The organism is Streptomyces sp. 2A115 (genome assembly GCF_052245575.1).
Classification (GTDB): domain Bacteria; phylum Actinomycetota; class Actinomycetes; order Streptomycetales; family Streptomycetaceae; genus Streptomyces.
The window spans coordinates 1-22,113 of record NZ_JBQQCG010000074.1 but is presented as its reverse complement, the minus strand read 5'-3'; the positions used below and the strand labels follow the sequence as shown (position 1 = coordinate 22,113).

19 protein-coding genes and 1 pseudogene are annotated in these 22,113 nt (G+C 70.7%); 10 read left to right on the top strand and 10 right to left on the bottom strand.

Features of this window, described 5'->3' with window-relative positions; genetic code table 11:
* Positions 1-50: 50 nt before the first annotated feature.
* A complete protein-coding gene (locus tag ACTWQR_RS42210) occupies positions 51-1,310 on the bottom strand; it encodes a sensor histidine kinase (RefSeq protein WP_443232575.1) in 1,260 nt (419 codons plus the stop codon).
* 492 nt (positions 1,311-1,802) lie between these two features.
* Here ACTWQR_RS42210 and ACTWQR_RS42205 point away from each other — a divergent pair, with 492 nt between their 5' ends.
* Positions 1,803-2,507 carry a response regulator gene (locus ACTWQR_RS42205; RefSeq protein WP_443232574.1) on the top strand — a complete coding sequence of 235 codons (705 nt, stop codon included), beginning with the start codon at positions 1,803-1,805 and terminating at the stop codon, positions 2,505-2,507.
* A gap of 90 nt (positions 2,508-2,597) precedes the next feature.
* On the opposite strand, the gene ACTWQR_RS42200 is transcribed toward ACTWQR_RS42205, so the two are convergent.
* A complete protein-coding gene (locus ACTWQR_RS42200) occupies positions 2,598-3,161 on the bottom strand; it encodes a DoxX family protein (protein WP_443232573.1) in 564 nt (187 codons plus the stop codon).
* A 161-nt stretch (positions 3,162-3,322) separates the two neighbouring features.
* On the opposite strand from ACTWQR_RS42200, the gene ACTWQR_RS42195 reads away from it, so the two are divergent.
* Both ACTWQR_RS42195 and ACTWQR_RS42190 read left to right on the top strand, forming a co-directional pair.
* Positions 3,323-3,646 (top strand): nuclear transport factor 2 family protein, encoded by a 324-nt coding sequence (locus ACTWQR_RS42195; protein ID WP_443232572.1) that lies wholly within the window; start codon positions 3,323-3,325, stop codon positions 3,644-3,646.
* An 88-nt stretch (positions 3,647-3,734) separates the two neighbouring features.
* Complete coding sequence (locus ACTWQR_RS42190; RefSeq protein ID WP_443232571.1) at positions 3,735-4,790, top strand: aldo/keto reductase; 1,056 nt, start codon at positions 3,735-3,737, stop codon at positions 4,788-4,790.
* 345 nt (positions 4,791-5,135) lie between these two features.
* Here ACTWQR_RS42190 and ACTWQR_RS42185 read toward each other — a convergent pair whose 3' ends face one another.
* Positions 5,136-5,933 (bottom strand): SDR family oxidoreductase, encoded by a 798-nt coding sequence (locus ACTWQR_RS42185; RefSeq protein ID WP_443232570.1) that lies wholly within the window; start codon positions 5,931-5,933, stop codon positions 5,136-5,138.
* A gap of 189 nt (positions 5,934-6,122) precedes the next feature.
* Here ACTWQR_RS42185 and ACTWQR_RS42180 point away from each other — a divergent pair, with 189 nt between their 5' ends.
* Positions 6,123-7,772 (top strand): alkaline phosphatase D family protein, encoded by a 1,650-nt coding sequence (locus tag ACTWQR_RS42180; RefSeq protein ID WP_443232569.1) that lies wholly within the window; start codon positions 6,123-6,125, stop codon positions 7,770-7,772.
* A gap of 98 nt (positions 7,773-7,870) precedes the next feature.
* Here ACTWQR_RS42180 and ACTWQR_RS42175 read toward each other — a convergent pair whose 3' ends face one another.
* Positions 7,871-8,878: a Gfo/Idh/MocA family protein gene (locus ACTWQR_RS42175; protein WP_443232568.1), complete on the bottom strand. Its 1,008-nt coding sequence runs from the start codon at positions 8,876-8,878 to the stop codon at positions 7,871-7,873.
* A gap of 134 nt (positions 8,879-9,012) precedes the next feature.
* Here ACTWQR_RS42175 and ACTWQR_RS42170 point away from each other — a divergent pair, with 134 nt between their 5' ends.
* From ACTWQR_RS42170 to ACTWQR_RS42155, 4 genes and pseudogenes are all read left to right on the top strand, one after another.
* A complete protein-coding gene (locus ACTWQR_RS42170) occupies positions 9,013-10,446 on the top strand; it encodes a Bcr/CflA family multidrug efflux MFS transporter (protein WP_443232567.1) in 1,434 nt (477 codons plus the stop codon).
* A complete protein-coding gene (locus ACTWQR_RS42165) occupies positions 10,398-11,591 on the top strand; it encodes a serine hydrolase domain-containing protein (RefSeq protein WP_443232566.1) in 1,194 nt (397 codons plus the stop codon). Before ACTWQR_RS42170 ends, ACTWQR_RS42165 begins: the two co-directional genes overlap by 49 nt.
* A gap of 56 nt (positions 11,592-11,647) precedes the next feature.
* Positions 11,648-12,626, top strand: a pseudogene (locus ACTWQR_RS42160) (small ribosomal subunit Rsm22 family protein); the annotation flags it as partial.
* A gap of 273 nt (positions 12,627-12,899) precedes the next feature.
* Positions 12,900-13,520, top strand: coding sequence for a TetR/AcrR family transcriptional regulator (locus ACTWQR_RS42155; RefSeq protein WP_443232565.1), 621 nt, complete (start codon positions 12,900-12,902; stop codon positions 13,518-13,520).
* On the opposite strand, the gene ACTWQR_RS42150 is transcribed toward ACTWQR_RS42155, so the two are convergent.
* A complete protein-coding gene (locus ACTWQR_RS42150) occupies positions 13,499-14,389 on the bottom strand; it encodes a glycerophosphodiester phosphodiesterase (protein WP_443232564.1) in 891 nt (296 codons plus the stop codon). The two genes, ACTWQR_RS42155 and ACTWQR_RS42150, sit on opposite strands and share 22 nt — an antisense overlap.
* A gap of 167 nt (positions 14,390-14,556) precedes the next feature.
* On the opposite strand from ACTWQR_RS42150, the gene ACTWQR_RS42145 reads away from it, so the two are divergent.
* Positions 14,557-15,288, top strand: a complete 732-nt coding sequence (locus tag ACTWQR_RS42145) for a bifunctional DNA primase/polymerase (protein ID WP_443232563.1) — start codon at positions 14,557-14,559, stop codon at positions 15,286-15,288.
* Between the two features lie 159 nt (positions 15,289-15,447).
* Here ACTWQR_RS42145 and ACTWQR_RS42140 read toward each other — a convergent pair whose 3' ends face one another.
* The 4 genes from ACTWQR_RS42140 to efeO all read right to left on the bottom strand — a co-directional run bounded on the left by ACTWQR_RS42140 (position 15,448) and on the right by efeO (position 20,010).
* Positions 15,448-16,443 (bottom strand): hypothetical protein, encoded by a 996-nt coding sequence (locus ACTWQR_RS42140; protein WP_443232562.1) that lies wholly within the window; start codon positions 16,441-16,443, stop codon positions 15,448-15,450.
* Between the two features lie 96 nt (positions 16,444-16,539).
* Positions 16,540-17,388: an iron uptake transporter permease EfeU gene (gene efeU, locus ACTWQR_RS42135; RefSeq protein WP_443232561.1), complete on the bottom strand. Its 849-nt coding sequence runs from the start codon at positions 17,386-17,388 to the stop codon at positions 16,540-16,542.
* Between the two features lie 3 nt (positions 17,389-17,391).
* On the bottom strand, positions 17,392-18,834 hold the full coding sequence (efeB, locus tag ACTWQR_RS42130; RefSeq protein WP_443232560.1) for an iron uptake transporter deferrochelatase/peroxidase subunit: 1,443 nt from the start codon (positions 18,832-18,834) through the stop codon (positions 17,392-17,394).
* Positions 18,835-18,858: 24 nt separating this feature from the next.
* A complete protein-coding gene (gene efeO, locus ACTWQR_RS42125) occupies positions 18,859-20,010 on the bottom strand; it encodes an iron uptake system protein EfeO (RefSeq protein ID WP_443232559.1) in 1,152 nt (383 codons plus the stop codon).
* A 459-nt stretch (positions 20,011-20,469) separates the two neighbouring features.
* On the opposite strand from efeO, the gene ACTWQR_RS42120 reads away from it, so the two are divergent.
* Positions 20,470-21,153 carry a PhzF family phenazine biosynthesis protein gene (locus ACTWQR_RS42120; protein ID WP_443232558.1) on the top strand — a complete coding sequence of 228 codons (684 nt, stop codon included), beginning with the start codon at positions 20,470-20,472 and terminating at the stop codon, positions 21,151-21,153.
* A 136-nt stretch (positions 21,154-21,289) separates the two neighbouring features.
* Here ACTWQR_RS42120 and ACTWQR_RS42115 read toward each other — a convergent pair whose 3' ends face one another.
* A complete protein-coding gene (locus tag ACTWQR_RS42115; protein ID WP_443232557.1) occupies positions 21,290-21,949 on the bottom strand; it encodes a biliverdin-producing heme oxygenase in 660 nt (219 codons plus the stop codon).
* Positions 21,950-22,113 lie beyond the last annotated feature (164 nt).

Sequence of the window (22,113 nt, the reverse complement as noted above, 5' to 3'; positions counted from 1 at the left end):
CGCGTCGGTGACTCCCTCAGCCGGTCCCGTTCACAGGGCCGGCCTCAGGTTCAGACGGCCAGTCGCTTCACGCGCGTCGCCACGGCGGGGAGCAGGGCCGTGACCTCCCAGCCGTCGTCCGGGCGCGGGCCGGTGCGCAGTTCGCCGCCGAGGGCGGTGACGCGTTCGGTGAGGCCGACGAGGCCGAAGCCGCCGCCGCGGGCGGCGTGCGGCATCTGGGTGCCGCCGCGACCGTCGTCGCGCACGGACACCCGCAACGTCCCGTCTTCGTACGCCAGACCCACGGTGACCTCGGTGGCGTCGGCCGCGTGACGGCGTACGTTCGTCAGCGCCTCCTGGACGACGCGGTGGGCCGCGGACTGCACCTCGTGAGGCAGGTCCTCGGGCACCGCGGCGTCGCGGTGCAGGACGGCCTTCGGTCCGACGAAGCCGCCGAAACCGTCGACCAACTCCGTGACCGCCGACAGGTCGGCCGCCGGGTGCCGGTCGGCGAGCCCCGGACCGGTGAGGGCCCGGGGGCCGTCACGCAGGATGCCGACCGTACGGCGCATCGAGGCGAGGGCCTCGGTGGCGGCGTGCTCGATGTCCGCCAGAACCGGGTCGAGACGGTCTGGTTCGGTGACGGCCATCATGCGGGCCACCTGTGTCTGGACCAGGATGCCGGTGACGTGGTGGGCGACGAAGTCGTGCAGGTCGGCCGCCATGGAGAGGCGCTCGGAACGACGGGTCTCGGTGACCGCGACACCGCGCCGGTGATCCAGCGTGCGCAGATAGGCGGCGAGTCCGCCGACGATGCCGACCAGCAGTACGAGCACCAGCGTGACCGCGAGCAAAAAGCCCAGGTCGTTGGCCTCGAGGGTGGACTGGAGCCCGCGCAGCGGGAGGGCGAGGACGGCTCCGCCGGTCAGCCCCGCGCACACGCCCGCCCACCTGGGCGGGCAGGTACGGACGGCGACCATCAGCAGGCACAGCAGTATCACCCCCTCGCCGGGGCTGGGCTGCTCCATCCAGCCCGTTACGGCGGCGACGGCGGTCAGTACGACGGAGGCGCCCGCGGGCACGGCGGTACGCAGTCGCGGGGTGAGCCACGCGGGCCGCCGGGCGACGGGCCAGAGCACGGCAGCCAGGCCGATCGAGAGCACCAGAAGCGCAGGCCAGACGGCGCCGTCGACGGCGGATCCCGCGAGCACCAGGTCCCCGAGTGCCAGCAGGATCAGGACGGTGATGGCTGCCACCCGCAGGCAGCTCTGCCGACGGGATCGGGGCACGGTGGCGTCGTCGATCGGATTTACGAGGTTCACGCGGCCCACCGTACGGATCGGCCGCCGAGGCTGGATCAGCCGATCGGCTGACCCGGTGGCGAGCGGGGCTCGGGACAGTGGCCGTTCGGCCGAGGTGCGGGGTGCCGTCCGGAGGCGAGAGTCGAGGCACATCGCAGCACATCGCGACCCGACCTCCGGACCTCAGGACAAACGCCATGCAGCGCAAGCACGTGATCATCGTCGGCATCACGACGATCGCCGTCTTCGGCACCAGTGCCGGTGTGACCTACGCGGTGAGCGGCACGCAGTCGAACACGGGGCTGAGCGGCTCCGTGACAGTGAGGGGACGTGCCGGGATGTCCGAGCGCCGCGCTTCCCGGTTGACCCGACTGCCTCAGAGTGGCGCTCGGATGTCCCGGTACGGCCACGCCTCACATCCAACCCAGGGGCGCGGGGAACTGCGCGACCAGCCCCCACAAACCCGCAGAAAAACAACAACCCAACCGCCTGACCGCCGGAGGCATCAGGCAAGATGCGCCCATGACCGACCGCACCCCGATCCGCGTCCTGATCGCCGACGACCAGGACATGGTCCGTACGGGATTCCGTTTCTTCCTCGACGCGCAGCCGGACATCACCGTGGTGGCCGAGGCCTCCGACGGGGAGGAGGCCGTGACGCTGGCCCGACGGCTGCGGCCCGACGTCTGTCTGCTGGACATCCGTATGCCGAAGCTGGACGGACTGGAGGCCACCCGTCTCCTGGCGGGGCCCGACGTCGCGGACCCGATGCGGGTCGTCGTAGTCACCACCTTCGACCTCGACGAGTACGTCTACGGCGCCCTGAACGGCGGTGCCTGCGGCTTCCTGCTCAAGGACTCCGGGCCGACCCTGCTCGCGGAGGCCGTCCGCGCCGCCGCGGTCGGCGACTCGCTGGTGTCCCCGTCGGTCACCGTGCGCCTCCTCAAGCACCTCACCGCCGCCCAGGCGCCGACGTCGGCCCCAGCCCGGACGCCCCTCTCGGCCGCGCCCGCGCAGCCCCAAGAGCCGTTGACCGACCGCGAGTTGGACGTTGTACGGCTGGTCGCCCTCGGCCACACGAACGCCGAGATCGCGGCATCCCTCTTCGTCTCCCTCTCGACCGTCAAGACCCACCTCACCAGCGTCCAGCACAAGCTTTCCGTCCGGAACCGCGTGGAGATCGCCGCCTGGGCCTGGCGCACCGGCCACACCGACGGCCCCTCGTAGCCCGTTCATGCAGATGCGGCCACCCCCCTCACCTGGATGCGGCCACCCCCTCACCCAGACACGACCACCCCCTCACCTGGATACGGCCCCTCACCCGTACGGCACCGCCTCCTCGTCGAACAACTCCCCCTGGTCACCCTCCTGTTCACGCCGAAGCCGCTTGTTCCGCGCCCCCACCACCACCATCGTCACCGCCGCCGTGCCCGCGAACGCGACCGGCACCATCCAGCCGCGGTTGACCGAGTGGCCGAGAAGGTGGTCCAGCGAGAGGCGGCCGGGCCCGGTCACGGCGAGGCCCGCCGAGGTGAGGCCGAGGGAGGCGGCGTACTCGTAGCCGCCGCTCTGGTTGAAGAAGCCGTTCGGTGCGTGCACCGCGGACGCGCCCCCCATCGCCCCGGCCGCGGCCGCACCCGCCGCCGGCGTCGCGAGGCCCAGCGCGAGGAGCGTGCCGCCGCCCGTCTCCGCGAGGCCGGCCGCGGTCGCGCTCGCCTTGCCGGGCGCGTACCCCACGGACTCCATGAAGTCGCCGGTCGCGGAGAGCCCGGACCCGCCGAACCAGCCGAAGAGCTTCTGCGTCCCGTGTGCCACAAGCACACTGCCCGCACCGAGGCGGAGCAGCAGTAGTCCCAGATCGCGTCGATCGAAAGAGGTCACGGTTCTCGTCACTCCTCGAACATTCCTAGAACATTTTTACTCGAACAGTCCTATTTACCTCATACATCCCCTGCCCACCGTCGCACCTAGCAGTCACCCGAGCCCCGGCCCGGCCGCCGTTCGGGTGGCGAGGGCGCCGGAGCGGTGTGACTCTGACGGACATGACGATTCAGGTGGCCAAGCTCAGCAACCCGGCTGTCCGGGACTTTGTCAGCGCGGTGAACGCCCATGACCGGGACGCCTTCCAGGCCGTCCTGGCGCCCGGCGCGACCATGTCCGACGACGGCTCCGACCGTGACCTCGCCGACTGGACCGAGCGGGAGATCTTCGACTCGCACGGTCACATGGAGGTCGACAACGAGTCGGACGGCGGTCTGTCCCTCCTCGCCCGGTACCGGAACGACAGTTGGGGCGAGATGCGGACGAGGTGGCACTTCGAAGCCGAGAACGGCAAGATCACCCGCTTCGAGACCGGCCAGGCATAACCGGCCAGTAACCGGCCAGGCGCAACGGTCGCGACCCGCCACCGGGCTCTTGCCTTCGCGTGTACTCCAACTCCTAGTGTCCCCAGGCATGGAGACCACCGGGAACAGCGGGAGCAGCGAGAACGGCGAGAACAGCGGGAGCGGCGAGAGCGGCGGGAACATCGCGCAAAGGACCCTGGGACGCAGCGGCATCCAAGTCAGCGCACTGGGTTTCGGCTGCTGGGCCATCGGCGGCGAGTGGACGAGGCCCGACGGAATGCCCCTGGGCTGGGGCAAGGTCGACGACGACGAGTCCGTACGGGCGGTGCGCCGAGCCCTCGACCTCGGCGTGACGTTCTTCGACACGGCGGACGCGTACGGCACCGGGCACAGCGAGCGCGTCCTCGCGCGGGCCCTCGGCAAGCGGCGGGCCGACGTGGTCGTCGCGACCAAGTGGGGCAACCTGATCGACGAGGAGCGCCGTCTCGCCCTCGGGAGCGACGACTCCCCGGCATACGCCCGCCGTGCGCTGACCGCCTCGTTGCGACGGCTGGACACCGACCACGTCGACCTGTATCAGCTCCACATCTCCGAAGCGGCACCGGACCGCGCCGCCCAACTCCGCGACGCCTGCGAGGAGTTCGTGCGCGAGGGACTCATCCGCGCGTACGCCTGGAGCACCGACGACCCGGAGCGTGCCGCCGTCTTCGCGCAGGGCCCGCACTGTGCGGCCGTACAGCACCGCCTCAACGTCCTTCAGGACGCGCCCGAGATGCTCGCGCTCTGCGAGGAGTCGGAGCTCGCGAGCATCAACCGCAGCCCGCTGGCGATGGGGTTGCTGACGGGCAAGCGCGCCGCCGGACAGTCCCTCGAAGCCGGAGACATCCGCAGCGCCCCACCCGCCTGGCTGGTCGGCTTCTCGCAGGGCGGCGGCGCCGATCCGGAGTGGCTGCGCCGGGTCGACGCCCTCCGGTCCGTCCTCACCAGCAACGGCCGTACGCTCGCCCAGGGCGCCCTCGCCTGGCTGTGGGCGCGTAGTCCGCGCACCGTACCGATCCCAGGCTTCCGCTCGGTCGCGCAGGCCGAGGAGAACGCCGGGGCATTGGCCCAAGGGCCGCTCACCGCAGGGCAGTTGACCGAGATCGACGGCATCCTGGGGCGGTGAGCCGCCACTGAATCACGGTATGGGGGCAGCCGTTCCGTGGCCCGGGCCAAGACCCGCGGTCCCACGCGGGATCCCTCCCGCCCGTGAACCCGGAACGGCTGCCGCCTCCCCCCTCGGATGTGGCACGGTGTGGCACGAACGACCTGTGCTCTAAGTGTGAAGTTCTGGTGGAGATGAGTCGAGCATAGGCCTGTAACCGGCCGAGATGACTCGGAGTGAAGCACTCCGATTGTGCAGATTGACCTACGACCCATAGGGGCGCGGGGTTGTGACATTTGCGGCTCCGCCGCGGGGCGCGACCAGCCACAAACGGTCCGCACCCTCCGTACCGCGTTGCCTGCGGAGCTACCCCCGGCCCACGAACGGCATCGTCGTCGCCAGGACCGTGGCGAACTGCACGTTTGCCTCCAGGGGCAGCTCCGCCATGTGCCGCACCGTGCGGGCCACGTCCGCGGCGTCCATCACGGGCTCGGGCGCCACCTCACCGTTCGCCTGCAGCGCGCCCGTCTGCATGCGCTCCGTCATGTCGGTCGCCGCGTTGCCGATGTCGATCTGGCCGCAGGCGATCCGGTACGGACGCCCGTCCAGGGACAGCGACTTGGTGAGGCCGGTCAGCGCGTGCTTGGTCGCTGTGTAGGCGGCCGATAGCGGGCGCGGTGTGTGCGCCGAAATCGAGCCGTTGTTGATGATCCGGCCGCCCTGCGGGTCCTGCTCCTTCATCTGCCGGTACGCCGCCTGCGCGCACAGGAACGCCCCGTTGAGGTTCGTGTCGACGACGTGACGCCAGGCGTCGTACGGCAGTTCCTCGAACGGCACGCCGCCGGGACCGAACGTGCCCGCGTTGTTGAAAAGCAGGTCGAGCCGCCCGAAGTGCTCCCGCACGGTGGCGAAGAGACCGGCCACGTCGTCGGGTCGCGACACGTCGGCGCGTACGCGGAGAGAGCTGATGGAGGCGCCCTTCTCCGCCCCTGCCTCCTCCGGGAGTACCGCCTCCGCGAGCGCCGCCGTCTCCTCCAGCCGCTCCACGCGGCGGCCCGCGAGCGCCACCGACCAGCCGGTGCGCAGGAGTTCCAGTGCCACGGCGCGGCCGATTCCGGAGCCCGCGCCGGTCACGACCGCGATCTTCGTTCGCATTGCGTTCATGGCCTCGCAGCGTACGTGAGCGCCTCTGAAGGTCCCTAGGGCTCTGAGGACTTTCAGGGCCTCTGAGGACCATGACGGTCCGCCATGCGGAACTCACCTGTCCGACATCTGACTGTTGTGTACGCGACAGTCAGACGTTGACCCTGGCCACTCCAATGCCTCATACAACAACCGTCAGGGGAGGGCCAGATGACACCCGCAGGCCACCAGCAGCATCCGTCGCAGCACGCCCCCGAACTCCGCGCAGCCGCCCGTCACCTCGGTCGGCGCCGCTTCCTCACCGTCACCGGCGCGGCCGCCGCGCTCGCCTTCGCCACCAACCTGCCGACCGCGGGCGTGGCAGGCGCCGCGGAACTCGACGCGGCGAAGATCACCGAGAACCCGTTCACCCTCGGCGTCGGCTCCGGCGACCCGCAGACCACCTCTGTGCTGCTGTGGACGCGGCTCGCGCCGAGCCCGTACCAGGCCGATTCGGGACTGCCGCAGGAACGCGTCACCGTGCGCTGGGAGTTGGCCGGTGACGAGAGCTTCCGACGCGTCGTCAGACGCGGAACCGCCGTCGCCCACCCCGAGTTCCACCACTCGGTGCACGTCGAGGTCGGCTACCTCGACCCCGACCGCGTCTTCTACTACCGCTTCCGGGTGGGCAGTTGGGTCAGCGAGACCGGCCGCACGCGCACCGCGCCCTCGTCCCGCTCGCGCGTCGCCGAGCTGACACTGGCCGCGGTCTCCTGCCAGGCGTACCACGACGGGTACTTCACCGCGTACGGCCATCTCGCCGAGGACGACGTCGACGTGGTCTTCCACCTCGGCGACTACCTGTACGAGTACGCGGTCAGCTCCGTGGGCGGCGCCCGCAACTACACCGACCGCGTGCTGCCCGACCTGTTCAACCGCGAGACGATCACGCTGGAGGACTACCGCCTGCGGTACGCCCTCTACAAGTCGGACCCCGACCTGCGGGCCGCGCACGCCGCGCACCCCTTCGTCGTCACCTGGGACGACCACGAGACCGAGAACAACTACGCGGACGACATCCCCGAGAACGACGTGCCGCCGGAGGAGTTCCTGCTGCGCCGCGCCGCCGCGTACCGCGCGTACTGGGAGAACCAGCCGCTGCGCCTCCCGCAGCGGCCCGATGGGCCCGACATGCGGCTCTACCGCCGCCTGACCTGGGGCCGGCTCGCCCAGTTCGACATCCTCGACACCCGGCAGTACCGCACCAACCAGGCCAACGGCGACGGCTGGAAGACCCCAACGCCCGAGTCGGAGGCCGAGTCCCAGACCCTGCCCGGGACCGAACAGGAGCGCTGGCTGATCGACGGCTGGAAGCAGTCGAACGCGCTGTGGAACGTCGTCCCGCAGCAGGTCGTCTTCGCCCGCCGCAACCACGCCACCGCCGGCAACACCACCCTCAGCATGGACTCCTGGGACGGCTACCCCGCCTCCCGCGAGCGTCTCCTCGCGGGCGCCGAGGCGGCCGGTGTGGAGAACCTGATGGTGCTCACCGGCGATGTCCACGTGTCGTACGGCTTCGACATCAAGCGGGACTTCGCCGACCAGGGGTCGCGCACGCTGGGTACCGAGATCGTCGCCACGTCGATCAGCAGCGGCAGGGACGGTGCCGCGCGGCCCGCCAACTGGGCGGGCTATCTGGCCGCCAACCCGCACATGAAGCACTACAACGGGCAGCGAGGCTATGCGACGGTCGCCCTTGGACGTGACTCGGCGCGGGTGGATTTCAAGACCGTGTCCGCCGTCACGACGCCGGGGGCCGCGATCACGACCGCCGCGTCCTTCGTTACTGAGGTGGGGGACCAAGGGCTGAAGCCGGCGTAGGTGTTGCGCTGGGAGGGGTGGGGAGCTGCGGGTGCGTTGTTGGCCGCGGGTTGGGTGTGGCTGGTCGCGCAGTTCCCCGCGCCCCTATAAGGGGCGCCTCAGTTGAGCTCTCCTGGATAGGTGACGCCTACGCGGTCCCGTACCGCGTCGAGCGTTCGCATCACCGCCAGGGAGCCGTCCAGTGGGACCAGCGGCGACTCGGTCTCGCCTGCCCGCAGGCAGCGCATGACCTCGAGGGCCTCGTGCTTGAGGCTGGCGCGCGTGCCGTCCTCAGCGCTCGCGGTGAACTCCTGAGGGTCGCGGCCGTCGCGGTGCAGTACGAAGAGGTCGGGGTGGAAGAAGCCGTACGGGATGTCGATGCGGCCCTCGGACCCGGTGACCGAGGCGGAGGTGGAGGTGCCGCCGACGAGAGAGCAGTGCAACGAGGCGAGAGCGCCGCTCTCCCAGGAGAGGAGCATTCCCGTCTGGAGATCGACGCCCTCATCGGAGAGCACCGCTCTCGCCATGACCTCCGAGGGCTCACCGAGCAGCAACTGTGCGAACGACACCGGATAGACACCCAGGTCGAGCAGCGCACCGCCGCCCTGTGCCGGGTCGCGCAGCCGGTGAGTGGGAGGGAACGGGCCGGCGAGCCCGAAGTCCGCCTGCACGGTGCGTACTTCACCGATCGCGCCGCCCTTGACCAGCTCCGCCAGACGCAGGATCAGCGGGTTGCAGTACATCCACATGGCCTCCATCAGGAAGCTCCCGCGCTCCTTCGCGAGGGCGACCAGCTCCCGCGCCTCGCGCGCGTTCAGCGTGAACGCCTTCTCGCACAGCACGTTGCGCCCCGCCTCCAGGCACAACCCGGCCGCCGTCCGGTGCGCCGAGTGCGGTGTGGCGACGTACACGACATCCACGTCCTCGTCCTGAGCGAGGGCGTCCCACTCCCCGTACGCCCGGGGTATTCCGAACCGTTCGGCGAACGTCTTCGCCGACGCCTCGGTCCGCGACGCCACCGCCACCACCTCGGCGTCCGGCAGATCCACCAGATCCGCCGTGAACGCCGCGGCGATTCCTCCGGTCGCCAGCACACCCCACCGCACGCGTTCGCGTTCCTCAGCCATCCCGATCCCTCGCTCCGTGACCTCGACGACCTCGATGGCCGACCTCGACGACTTCGATGGCCGACCTCGATGGTCTCGACCATGTGTCCGAGCTGAGAGCATAGGTGCCGGATTCGACATACAGGGAGGGGCTCATGCCCGAGCGGGGCCGCACCACGCGGGACCAGGACGGCCCGGACGGGCACATACCGAGCGCGGCGGTCACCGAAGCGGGGACGACCGCCGCCGGCGCGAAACCCGTCATGGACAGGGACACGGCACCCGCGGTCGCGGCACCCGTCGCCGCGCCGATGCCGCCACCGGGCGCCGACCCGGCGAGGGAGGGCCTGCCCGAGTACACCGGTACCCGCCGCTCCGTAGGACTCCTCGTCACCCTGATCCTCGGCGGCCTCACCGCCGTACCCCCGCTGTCGATGGACATGTACCTCCCGGCGCTCCCGGAGGTCACCGACTCGCTGCACGCGTCCGCGGCCACCGTGCAGCTGACGCTCACCGCGTGCCTCGCGGGCATGGCGCTCGGGCAGCTGGTCGTCGGGCCGATGAGCGACAAGTGGGGGCGCAGGCGGCCGCTGATCGCGGGGCTGCTCGTCTACATCGTCGCCACCGCCGTCTGCGCCTTCGCACCCACCATCGAACTGCTCGTCGCCTTCCGGCTGCTCCAAGGCCTCGCGGGCGCGGCGGGGATCGTGATCGCGCGGGCCGTCGTGCGCGACCTGTACGACGGCGTCGCCATGGCGCGGTTCTTCTCCACGCTCATGCTCGTCTCCGGAGTCGCGCCGATCATCGCGCCGCTCATCGGCGGACAGGTGCTGCGGATCACCGACTGGCGGGGCGTCTTCTACATCCTGGCCGTCGTCGGGATCGTGCTCACCGTCGTCGCCTGGCGGTGGCTGCCCGAGACGCTCGAACCCGAGCGACGGCACAGCGGCGGCACCGTCGAAGCCCTGCGCACCATGCGCGGCCTGCTCGCGGACCGCGCCTTCACCGGCTACATGCTCACGGGCGGCTTCGCCTTCGCGGCGCTCTTCGCGTACATCTCCGCCTCGCCGTTCGTGATCCAGGAGATCTACGGCGCCTCCCCGCAGACGTTCAGCATCCTCTTCGGCGTCAACTCGATCGGACTGGTGGCCGTCGGCCAGCTCAACGGCAAGGTCCTCGTCGGCCGGGTCAGCATGGACAAGGTGCTCGGGGTCGGCCTCGCGATCATCACCGCCGCGTCGGCCGCGCTGCTCCTGATGGCCACCGGCGTCTTCGGTGAGGTGGGACTGGTACCCATCGCCATCGGCCTGTTCGTCCTGATGTCCGCGATGAGCCTGGCCCTGCCCAACACCAACGCGCTCGCCCTCACGCGCACCCGCCACGCCGCCGGCACCGCGTCCGCCCTGCTCGGCACCTCCTCCTTCCTCGTCGGCGCGCTCGCCACGCCCCTCGTGGGCGTCGCCGGCGAGCACACCGCGGTCCCGATGGCCGTCGTCCAATTGGTGTGTTCACTGGTGGCCGTCGGCTGCTTCATGGGACTGTGCCGTCCCCGGCGGAGACAGGCGGACGCGAAGGGAGCAGACAGCTGAGCGCACCGAGACTGCGCCCCGGCACACCGGAACGTGCCGGGCTCGATCCCGATGAACTGGACCATCTCGTAAGGGAGTTCCGCGAACTCACCGGCGGCGACCGGCCCTGGGCCGCGGGCGCCGTGGTGGTCGCCGGGCGCGGGCCCGTGATCGCCGTCGAAGAGGCGACCGGGTGGGCGAGGCGGTACTCCGCGTACGACCAGAAGGCGGACGCGGGCGTGGAGCTGCCGATCCAGGACCGGGTGCCGATGAGCGTGCACACGCCCTTCGACCTGGCGTCCCTCACGAAGCTCTTCACCAGCGTGGCCGCCGTGCAGCAACTGGAGCGGGGCACGCTCGGCATCGACGCGCGGGTGGGCGCGTATCTGCCGGACTTCACCGCGGCCGCCGAGTACGGCCTCACCGTCCGGCATCTGCTCACCCACACTTCCGGGCTGCGGCCCGAACTCCCGCTGTACGACTGCCCGGACGGCGCGGCGCGGCTCGCTCTGCTGCGGGCGGAGGAACCGGTGACGGCGCCGGGCCGCACGTACGGCTACTCGGACCTCAACATGCTGCTCCTCCAGCACGTCCTGGAACGGATCACCCGGCGAACGCTGGACACCCTCGTCCGGGACGGGATCACCCGGCCGCTCGGGATGACGGCCACCGGCTTCGGGCCGTGCCCGGGCGCGGCCGCGACCGAGGACCAGCGAAGACCGTGGGCCAAGACCGACCGGGGGATGCTGCGGGGCGAGGTCCACGACGAGAACGCGTGGGCGCTCGGCGGCGTCGCCGGCCACGCGGGCCTCTTCTCGACCGCCCGCGACCTCGCCGTCTTCTGCCGCACGTTGCTGGCGGGCGGCTCGTACGGCACCGCCCGCATCCTCGGCCCCGACTACGTCGAACTGCTCCTCACCCCGCCCGGCCTGGGCTTCGCCGTCGACCGGCCGTGGTTCATGGGCGACCTGGTCGGCCACGGCGCCGCGGGCCACACGGGCTTCACCGGCACCTCGCTGGTACTGGACCCGGTGACGGACACGTTCCTGGTCCTCCTGGCCAACACGGTGCACCCGCGCCGCAGGCCGCCGGACAACGGCCCTCGGGCGGCGGCGGCGACACGGCTGGCGCGGGCGGTACGGGGCGTGAGCGGTGCTCTCGGCTGAGGGCGGTGCTCACGGCTGGGCGGTGCCCCTGGCTCCACCCCTCGTAGACTTCCCCCGTGACCGCCCCCGTTTCCCCAGCTGAGACCCTGCGCGCGGCCCTGTCCGGGCTGCTCGACGGACTGCCGCCGAAGGCAGCCGCGCAGGCCGTCGAGCGGCTGATCGCGAACTACCGGGGGACCACCCCGACCGACGCCCCGATCCTCCGCGACCGCGCGGACGTGGCCGCGTACGCCGCGTACCGGATGCCCGCGACCTTCGAGGCGGTACGGGCCTCGCTGGGCGCCTTCGCGGAGGTCGTGCCGGAGTGGACCCCGGACAGTCATGTGGACGTGGGCGGCGGGACGGGCGCGGCGACCTGGGCCGTCAGCGCGACCTGGGCCGAGGAGCGGCCGGTGACCGTGCTCGACTGGGCCGAGCCCGCGCTCACCCTCGGCCGCGAACTCGCTTCCGGGAACCCGCTGTTGAAGTCCACCGAGTGGCGCCGCTCTCGTATCGGAGCGGCCCTCACCATCGAGAGCACCGATCTCGTCACGGTGTCGTACGTGCTCGGCGAGCTGACCGAGGCCGCGCGTACCGCCGTCGTGGACGCCGCCGCGGGCGCCGCCCAGGTCGTCGTGATCATCGAGCCCGGCACGCCGGACGGGGTACGCCCGCGTCATCGAGGCCCGCGACCGCCTCATCGGTGCCGGGTTCCACGTCGCCGCCCCCTGCCCGCACAGCGCCGCCTGCCCCATCGTCCCCGGTGAGGACTGGTGCCACTTCTCCGCCCGGGTCAGCCGTTCCTCGCTGCACCGGCAGGTCAAGGGCGGCTCACTGGCGTACGAGGACGAGAAGTTCAGCTATGTCGCCGCGACGCGCTTCCCGGTGGCTCCGGCCTCCTCGCGGGTCGTACGGCGACCGCAGATCCGTAAGGGGCAGGTGCTCCTCGACCTGTGCGAGGCCGAGGAGTCCCTGCGCCGCGCGACCGTGACGAAGCGGCACGGGCTCCTCTACAAGGCGGCCCGTGACGTGGAGTGGGGTGACGAGTGGCCGCCTCAGGGGGTTTCTTCGCCCCCGCCGCCCCTACCCGCCCCATCCCCTGGGGCTCCGCCCCAGCCCCCTGGACCCCCGCTCCTCAAACGCCGGAGGGGCTGATCTTCAGCCCGTCCGGCGTTTGAGGACGAGGCCGTTCAGGCCGAAAGGGGGGTCGGGGGGCGCAGCCCTCAGGGATGGGACGGGTAGGGGCGGCGGGGGCGAAAAACCGGCCCCCAGCCGCACCATCGACCCACAACGAGACGACCCGTCTTGTCGCCCTGATAAATTCGGCGCATGGTACAGAAGTCCGCCCCCGACTCCACCCGCCGCAGCGAGAAGTCCCGCCGCGCGATCTACGACGCCGCCCTCGCCCTCGTCGGCGAGGTCGGCTACCCCAAGACCACCATCGAGGGCATCGCCGCCCGCGCCGGCGTCGGCAAGCAGACGATCTACCGGTGGTGGTCGTCGAAGGCCGAGGTCCTGATGGAGGCGTTCATCGACCTCGGTGCCCAGGCGGTGGAGGCGGCCGGTGACTGGGCGGACGCGGACGGCATCCCCGACACCGGCGACCTGGAGGCCGACCTCAAGGCGGTGCTGCGCGCCACCGTCGACCAGCTCAACGATCCGCGATACGACGCCCCGGCCCGGGCCCTCGCCGCCGAGGGCGTGGCCAACCCCCCCTTCGGTGAAGAGTTCGTCGGCAAGCTGCTCATGCCCTCGCTCGAGCTGTACGTGCGGCGCCTGCGTGCCGCGCAGGACGCGGGCCAGGTGCGCGCGGAGGTGGACCCGTACATCGCGCGTGACCTGTTCAGCGCACCGCTTGCCCAGCGCTGGCTGCAGGGCACGGGCCCGCTCGACCACGACTACGCGAACAGGCTGGTCGAGTACGCCCTCTACGGCCTCGCCCCACGCTGAGACCCGGCCACGGCCGTGGCCCTCGCCCGAGCCAGCCGCCCCGGCGCGTCCGTGATGATCCCGTCGCAGCCGAGCGCGAGGGCCCGGTCGCGCTCGGCCGGGGTCACCACGGTGTGCGCCCACACGCGTGGGACGCCGGACCTGACCGCCCGTACGAGATCGGTGTCGCGGGCCTTGTGGTCCACGTCCAGGACGTCGACGAACGGCCTCCACCGCTCGGGCCGGTCCGTACGCATCTGCCGGGCCGAGCGCCACAACTGCGAGACCAGGCCCATGCGGTGGGCACGCCGGGCCACCGCGGGACGGTTGGAGTTGACCAGCACCGAGCGGGTCAGACCGCGTGACCTGACCATCGCGGCGAGGGTCCGCAGACTCTTCGGGTCCTTGGCCTCCAGCATCAGCACCACCCGCCCGCCGAAACGATCCAGCACCTCGGCGAGCGTCGGCGGCCGCTCCGGGCGCCACCTCCCCGGCACCGCGACCTCGGGACGCAGCCGGACGCCGTGCCAGTCCCGCCGGTCGAGCGTGCGTACCGGGCCGCCCGAATCGGTCGTACGGTTCAGGGTCGCGTCGTGGATGACGACCAGGGTCCCGTCGCGCAGCATCCGGGTGTCGAGGTCGAGCACCTGGGCCGTACCGCGCTCGTACGCGGCCATCAGCCCAGACATGCTGTTCTCCGGGACCTCCAGGGCCCCACCCCGGTGCGCGGTGTAGACGACGCGGGGGAGCGAGGACACCGTCAGCGGGCCGGCGCCCCATTCGAGCGGAGTGAGCGGAGCCAGCGGAGTGGGCCACCCGCCCTGTCCTGTGAGGGCGAGGGTCAGCGAGGTGAGACCGGCGATACCCGTCAGCGCAGTCTGTGTGACCATTCCGACACCGTAGGGGGGTAAATCGCGTCAAAGTGGTCAATGACACTCGATCGTTGCCCTGGGCGGGCATCGTCGCACCTACCCCGGATGTGGGCTCCGGCCCCCCGAGGCTCAGGATGGTGGGACCATAGGGCATGCTGTCCGCACAACAGCAAGGCGAGGGATAGATGAGCTCAGAGTCGGGCCGCCGCCGCTCGGGTGGGCAAGGCAGGATTTCCCAGTGGCTGCGCGGTCGCCGTCCCCCTACGGACGCCGAAGACGGCGCGAACCGTGAGGAACTGCTGCTCGCCGCCGCCGGCGCGGGGCTGCCGCTCGCGCCCGCCGCCCACCCCTCCGCCTACCGGTGCTCGTGCGACCGCGTCGGCTGTCCCACTCCCGCGCGGCACCCGGTGTCGTTCGCCTGGCAGACCCAGTCCACGACCGACCGCGCGCAGATCGAGCGGTGGGCCCGGCATCAGCCGTTGGCCAACTTCATCACCGCGACCGGCATGGTTCATGACGTGCTGGACGTTCCGTTGGATGCCGGGCGTGAGGCCCTGGAGCGGTTGCTCGCCCTGGGGGTCGAGGTCGGGCCCGTCGCCCGGTCCGGGGGTGACCGGATGCTCTTCTTCACCGCCACGCGCGGTACGCCCGAGGACGAGGACGAGTGGTGGCCGTGCGAGCTGGACTGCCATCCCGAGACGATGGATGAGCATCCTGGGCTGCGGTGGCACTGCCGCGGGTCGTATGTGCTGGTGCCGCCCGCGCAGTTGCCCGGCGATCTGACGGTCGAGTGGGTGCGGGGGCCGGAGCATGCTTTGCCGGACCCGTTGTCGCTGCTCGAGGTTCTGACGGATGAATGCGCGCGGTATGCCGGCGAGGAGCGAGAGCATGTGGCGGCGTGGCCCCTGCGGGGCTGACGGTCCCAGGCTCCGCCGAGTAGTGCTCCGCTGATAGCGCCGGTCTCCTGAAAGGGCTGAAAGGGGCGCTGGTCTCCTGAACGGGCTGAAAGGGTCCCGCTGAGGCCCGGGCCCGAATGGGCTCAGCCCTGATCGAAGGGCTCAGCCTGACCGAGGGCCCTACTCGCCCTTCGCGCCCGTCAGCCCCTCGACCCTGCTCAAGAACTCGATCTGCTGGTTCGTCGCCGTCCTCGCCGGGTCCAGTACCACCTGGTTCGAGATGGACTCCAGCGTGAGGGACTGCTTGGGCTCGCCTGTCATGAGGGCCTTCACGTCGGCGTTGGTGACGCTGATCGGGAGGCCCGGGGCTGCCGTCTGCTTCTGGTAGTGGCGGGTGGTGAAGAAGACGAGCGCGCCGCCGTCGGTGGTGCGGAGGCCTACCGGGGCGTAGTCGCCGGTCGTCACCGGCTCGTCGATGTACTGCCGGGCGAGACCCGGACGGGCCGCGTTCGCCTCCCGGTCGGAGCGCCACTTCGAGGTGTACGTGCCGGGCGCGAAGGTGTCACCGCCGTCCTTCAGGTACGTCGCGTAGTCGCGGCCGAGGTTCTTGGGCGCGATGGCCAGGTCCGCGGCGTTGGCCGTGACCGGCTCCGCCCAGCCGTCCGCGTCCTTCTTGAACTCCGGTACGTCGGCGGCGGGGAGGATCGTCAGGTACGAGACCTCCCACACCTCGTTCGCTCCGCCCCGGGTGAACACCAGCATCCAATGGTCCTCGGCGCGGCCCTTGTTGGCCTGCGACTCGGTGACGAACCAGCGAGGCCAGCCCGCCTTCTCGGGAATGGTGAACTCGGTGTCGGTGAGCTTCAGCGGCACGTAGTTCGGATTGCCGCCCGGCTGGTTCTTCTCGCCCGCCTTCAGCTTCGCGCTGTCGATGTCCCCGAGGGCACCGGTCACCCGGTCCGCGTCCAGGGAACGGTCGTTGGCGCCGTTGGCCTTGTTGTACGCGGCCGTGAAGTCCTTGAGGGCACGCGCGGCCTCTGTCTTCGTGGCCCCCGGGAGGATCTCCCGCTCCCCGTGCACCACCACGCACCCGCTCGCCGTCACCGACAACACGGTCACCGATGCCGCGATCAGCGCGCTCCGGTCCAGCCTGCGAAGTGTCTGCGGCGTCTTCATCGGAATCTGTTCACCTTCCCCTTCCCGGAGGCGAACCCTACCGGGGCCGGAAAACGCGCGGACGCCGGGATCAAGTACCGCACCCGCACCGTGATCTCAGACTTCCTCGCGCACCGGCGGAGCCGTCTTCGTCCGCGTTCGGCCGAGCCGTGTCGGCATCAGGAAGAGCACGAGGGTCGGCACCAAGTACAGGGACCAGACGACGACTTGGAGGACGGTCGGGTCCGGCTGGAAGTTGAAGATGCCCTTGAGGAGCGTGCCGTACCAGGTGTCCGGCGGGATGGTGTCGCTGATGTCGAAGGCCTTGTCGGTCAGGCCGGGCAGGAAGTCGGCCTCCTGAAGGTCGTGGAAGCCGTACGCGAGGACGCCCGCCGCCACGATCACCAGCATGCCGCCGGTCCAGGTGAAGAACTTGGCGAGGTTTATGCGGACGGCGCCCCGGTAGAAGAGGTAGCCGAGCACGATCGCGGTCAGGATGCCCAGCAGGACGCCGATCAGCGGGCGGGACGTGCCGTCACTCGACGCGTGGACCGCCGCCCACACGAAGAGGGCCGTCTCCAGGCCCTCGCGTCCCACCGCCAGGAACGCCGTCGCGACGAGGGCGCCCGTCCCCAACCGCAGCGCCGCGTCCAGCTTGCCGTGCAGCTCGGCCTTCAGATGGCGGGCCGTACGCCGCATCCAGAAGACCATCCACGTGACCAGACCGACCGCGAGGATCGACAGCGAGCCGCCGAGCGCCTCCTGCGCCTCGAACGTCAGCTCCTGGGAGCCGAATTCGAGCGCGAAGCCGAAGCCGAGGGACAACGCGACCGCGACGCCGATGCCGATCCAGATCGGCTTCAGCGCGTCCCGCCGGTCGGTCTTGACCAGGTAGGCGATGAGGATGCAGACCACGAGGCTGGCTTCGAGACCCTCGCGCAGGCCGATCAGATAGTTGGCGAACACGGGCTACGTCTCCTCGGAATCCTTGGAGAACAGCGCCCGGCCCCACCAGTCGTCCTTGTCGCGGACGCCCGGCGGGATCGCGAAGATCGCTGAACCCACGTGTTGGATGTACTCGTTGAGTGGGTCGATCGCCAGGCTGCGCTGCACCGGGATGAAGCCCTGGCGTACGTCCCGCTGGTACGCGAGGAAGAAAAGCCCCGCGTCCAGTCGGCCGAGCCCGTCCGTGCCGTCCGTGAAGGAGTAGCCACGGCGCAGGAGCGTCGCCCCGCTGTTGGAGTCGGGGTGCGCGAGCCGGACGTGCGCGTCGGGCTTCATCGCCTTCAGGAACGGCTCGTCCCGCTCCTTCGCCTTGCCGACCGGGGCGCCCTCGCCCTTGTCGCGGCCGAAGATGTCCTCCTGCTCCTGGAGCGGGGTCCGGTCCCAGGTCTCGATGTTCATCCGGATCCGGCGGGCCACGAGGTACGAGCCGCCGGCCATCCAGCCGGGCCCGTCCTTCTCGCCCACCCACACGAACTTCTCGAGCCGGCCGGTCTCGGTGCCCGCGATGTTGCGTGTGCCGTCCTTGAAGCCCATGAGGTTACGGGGGGTCTGCTCGTCCGGTGTCGTCGACGAGGTCTTGCCGAAGCCCAGCTGGGACCAGCGCATGACGACCTTGCCGAAGCCGATCCTGGCGAGGTTGCGGATGGCGTGCACGGCGACCTGCGGGTCGTCCGCGCACGCCTGGACGCACAGGTCGCCGCCGCTGCGGTTCCTGTCCAGGTTGTCGCCCGCGAACTTCGGCAGGTCCACCAGGGCCTCGGGCCGCCGGTCCGCGAGCCCGAACTTCTCGAACAGCGAGGGCCCGAAGCCGATGGTGAGGGTCAGCCGGGACGGCTTGAGGCCCAGCGCCTCACCGGTGTCGTCCGGCGGTGCCTCCGCCAGACCGCCGTACGCGCCCTCGCCGATCGCCTGCCCGGCGGTCATCCGCCGCGCGGCCACGGTCCAGTCCTTGAGCAGCTGGACGAACGAGGCGCGGTCCGCCGCCTTCACGTCGAACGAGGCGAAGTGCAGCCGGTCCTGGACCGGAGTCGCGATGCCCGCCTGGTGCGGGCCGTGGAAGGCGATCGCGGCGCCCGAATCGATCGCCGTCGGATCGACGTCGTCGCCCGTACGGGTCATCGCCACCGCACCGCCGGCCGCGGCGGCACCGAGCGCGAGCCCGGCACCGCCCCAGCCGATCAGCGAACGCCGGGACGGAGCAGACGAGTTGGCGTCTCGCGTCTCGCCGGGCAAACCCGTGGCGCCTGTGGCAGCGGTGGTGTCTGTGCCATTAGTGGTGTCTGTGCCAGCAGTGGTGTCTGTACCGCTCGTGGCGTCGTCCGTGTCGGCCGTGACGTCGTCCGTGTCGGCCGTTGTGTCGTCCGTGCCGAGCGTCGTGTCGTCTGCGCTGTCCGTGGTGTCCGTCATGGCGACAGGCCCCCCTTGCTTCTCTTACTTGACGACGGCGGCGGCGAGCTTGGACAGCGGCTCCGCGAGCGCGTTCACCGCGTCCGAGAGCTCCTTCTGCTCCGCCTTGCCGACCTTGTCGTAGGAGGTGAACTCGTAGGAGGTCTTGTCCTCGCGGTACTTGTCGAGCAGCGTGTTCAGCGCCGCGAACTGCTTGTCGAGCTCCGCGGTCAGCGCCGCGTCGCTCTCCGAGGCGACCGGCTTCAGCAGCTCGTACGACTTCTCGGCGCCCTCCACGTTCGCCTTGAAGTCAACGAGGTCGGTGTGCGAGTAACGCTCCTCCTCGCCGGTGACCTTGCCGGTGGCGACCTCGTCGAGCAGCTCCTTGGCGCCGTTGGCCATCGAGGTCGGGGTGATCTCGGCCTTGCCGACCCGGTTCTGCCAGTCGGTGAGGTCGGTGATCAGCTGGTCGGCGAGTTCGGAGTCGCGGTCGGTGAGCTTCTTGTCCTGCCACAGCGACCGCTCCAGGCGGTGCCAGCCGGTCCAGTCCTTCTCCAGGTCCTGACCCTCCTCCAGGCCGTCCTCGCGCAGGTCGACCTTGGGGTCGATGTCACCGAAGGACTCGGCGACCGGCTCGGTCCGCTCCCAGCCGATGCGCGAGTCGGCGTACGCCTTCTTCGCGGCCTCGATGTCGCCGTCCTTGACCGCCGCGGCGAAGACCTTCGCCTTGGGCAGGGTCTCGTCGGCCTGCTCCTGCGCGTACTTGCGGTAGGCGGCGACGGCCTCGTCCAGGCGCGGGTCACGCTTGGCGACCTTGCCGGTACCGGTGGCCGTGACGTCCTGGCGGATGCCGTCACCCTTCATGCCCGGCTTGCAGGCGATGCGGTAGTCGCCGGCCTTCACCTCTGCGGTGACCTTCTGGCTGGTGCCGGGGCCGATGTTCTCGCGCTCGGTGACGATCCGGTCGTCCGGGAAGAGCAGGTAGACCTCGGTGACCTTGGAGCCCTTGTTCGCCACGTCGATCTCGACGTGCCCGGCCGGGAACTCCTTCTTGGACACGTCGCACTTGGTGTCCGTGGCCGTCACTTCGATGACGTTGTCGTCGCCGGCTTCGCTCTTCTCGGTGCAGCCCGTGACAGCGACCAGCGCCGCCGCGGTCGCGGCGGCGGTGGCGACGGAGAGTCGGACGGCTCGCATACAGGCTCCAAGGAGGTTCACAGTGCACAGAGGAGGCAGAGGTTCGAAGTGAGGTGTGCCTAACTTATCTGAGGCTTACCTGACTGATACCTGCCCGTCCAGTGATTCAGCTCTCATGGACGCTGTACGAGCACGGCTTGATCACGGCGGCTCAATCCACGCCCCACGAAACGGTCAAAGACGGGTCAAGAACCCCTCGGGAGCCCCAGGGGTACCTGTCGGTGCGTCACCCATGCGTCGCCCGTGCGGGGGCTCGGGGGGTCTCGAGCGACCGTTTGCGGACGTCCGAAAGTGATCGGTCGTCGCGGCGGGCGCGGGCGTGGTCTTCGCGGTCCGCAGGCGCCGGGCGGGGGAGTCCGGACGGACCTGACCCGAGCACGGCCGCACCCGCCCGCCGACCTCACCCGGGACCGACGGCCGCGTGCGCGTGCGCCGGTCTTCTGATGCTTGAATGCCCGCGTGACTGATTACGACGTGCTGCGGGTCTTCTGCGGGCCGGGCGGAGGCTACGGCAACGAACTCGCAGTCGTGCGGGACGGCTCCGTCCTGCCGGAGCGGGCCGAGCGCCAGGCGTTCGCGGCCAAACTCGGGTTCAGCGAGACCGTGTTCGTGGACGACCCCGAGCGCGGGATCATCGACATCTACACACCCGGCGCGCGACTTCGGTTCGCCGGGCACCCCTGCGTCGGTACGGCCTGGCTGCTCGACGTACCCGAACTCGTCACGCCAGCCGGGGTGGTGGGCACCCGCCTGGACGGCGAGTTCAGCTGGATCGAGGCCCGTCCCGACTGGCCCGAGCCGCGCACGCTGCGCCGCTACGCCACGGCCGCCGAGGTCGACGCGCTGCCCGTGCCGCCGCCGGGCGAGCGTAGCGAGATGGGGGTCCCCCCGAACGAAGTCCGGGGGAGGATCTACGCCTGGGCCTGGGAGGACGAGGCCGCGGGCCGCATCCGCGCCCGCGGCTTCCCCGGCCGCGACGACGGCATGGGCGAGGACGAGGCGACGGGCGCGGCGGCCCTGCAACTGACGGCGGAACTGGGCCGCGCGCTCAACATCACCCAGGGCGCGGGCTCACAGATCCTCACGGCACCACAGCCGGAGGGCTGGGTGGAGATAGGGGGCCGCGTATTCCTGGAGCGCTGAGCGCCCCTTCAGGGGGCGCCCCGTAAGGGGCGCGGGGCTGTGACGTTATGCGGCTCCGCCGCGTGGGCGCGCCCCGCCCCCACAAACCCGCACATCACACACGACCCGCCGTCACGCCCCGCCCCCAGCGGAGCGCTCACGCGCTGAGACGGAACTCCTCCGCCAGTGCCCGCAGCACCGCGATGTTCAGCGCGAACGCCCGCTTGCACTCCGCGATGATCCGCTGCTTCTCCAGGTCGTCGACGAGGACCGCGTCGAGCAGTTCGCGATAACTCCGCTTGAACGCGGCGGGGTTGCTGATGTCCTCGAAGACGTAGAACCGCACGCCGTCGCCCTTGGACGCGAAGCCCCACGTCGTCTCCGCCTTGCTCCGGAGCACCTGCCCGCCGGAGAGATCGCCGAGGTAACGGGTGTAGTGATGCGCGACGTACCCGCCGGGCCACGTACGCGCGCACTCCCTCACGCGGGCCGTGTACTCCTCCGTGGCGGGCAGTGCGGTGATGTTCTCGCGCCACTCCGGGCCCCGCAGATGCGCGAGGTCCCGCTCCAGAGCGGCCTGTCGCGCCAGCTCGGGCCGGAGGAACGGTCCGGCGACGGGGTCTCCGGCCAGCTTCCGGCCGCTCTCCTCGATCGCCCGGTACACGAACCACAGCTGCTCGGTGTAGCGCGTGTACGCGTCCACGCCGAGCCTGCCGCCCAGCAGGTCGCTCATGAACGTCGAGTCGTGCGCCTCCGTGTGCTGCTCACGCGACGCGGCGCGGATGAGCGTCGAGAACGGTGTGCTCGACGGGTTCATGTGGACCTCCGGGGCCGAATGGGGACGAGAGCCAGGCCAGTGTTCTATGGTTAGGCTTACCTAAGTCAATCAGTTCCCGACGTCCTGTCGGTAAAAACGTACCCCGAATCTCCATCGGGCCCACATGAAAAAGCCGCCCGCTTCGGGAGCGGGCGGCCGTAAGC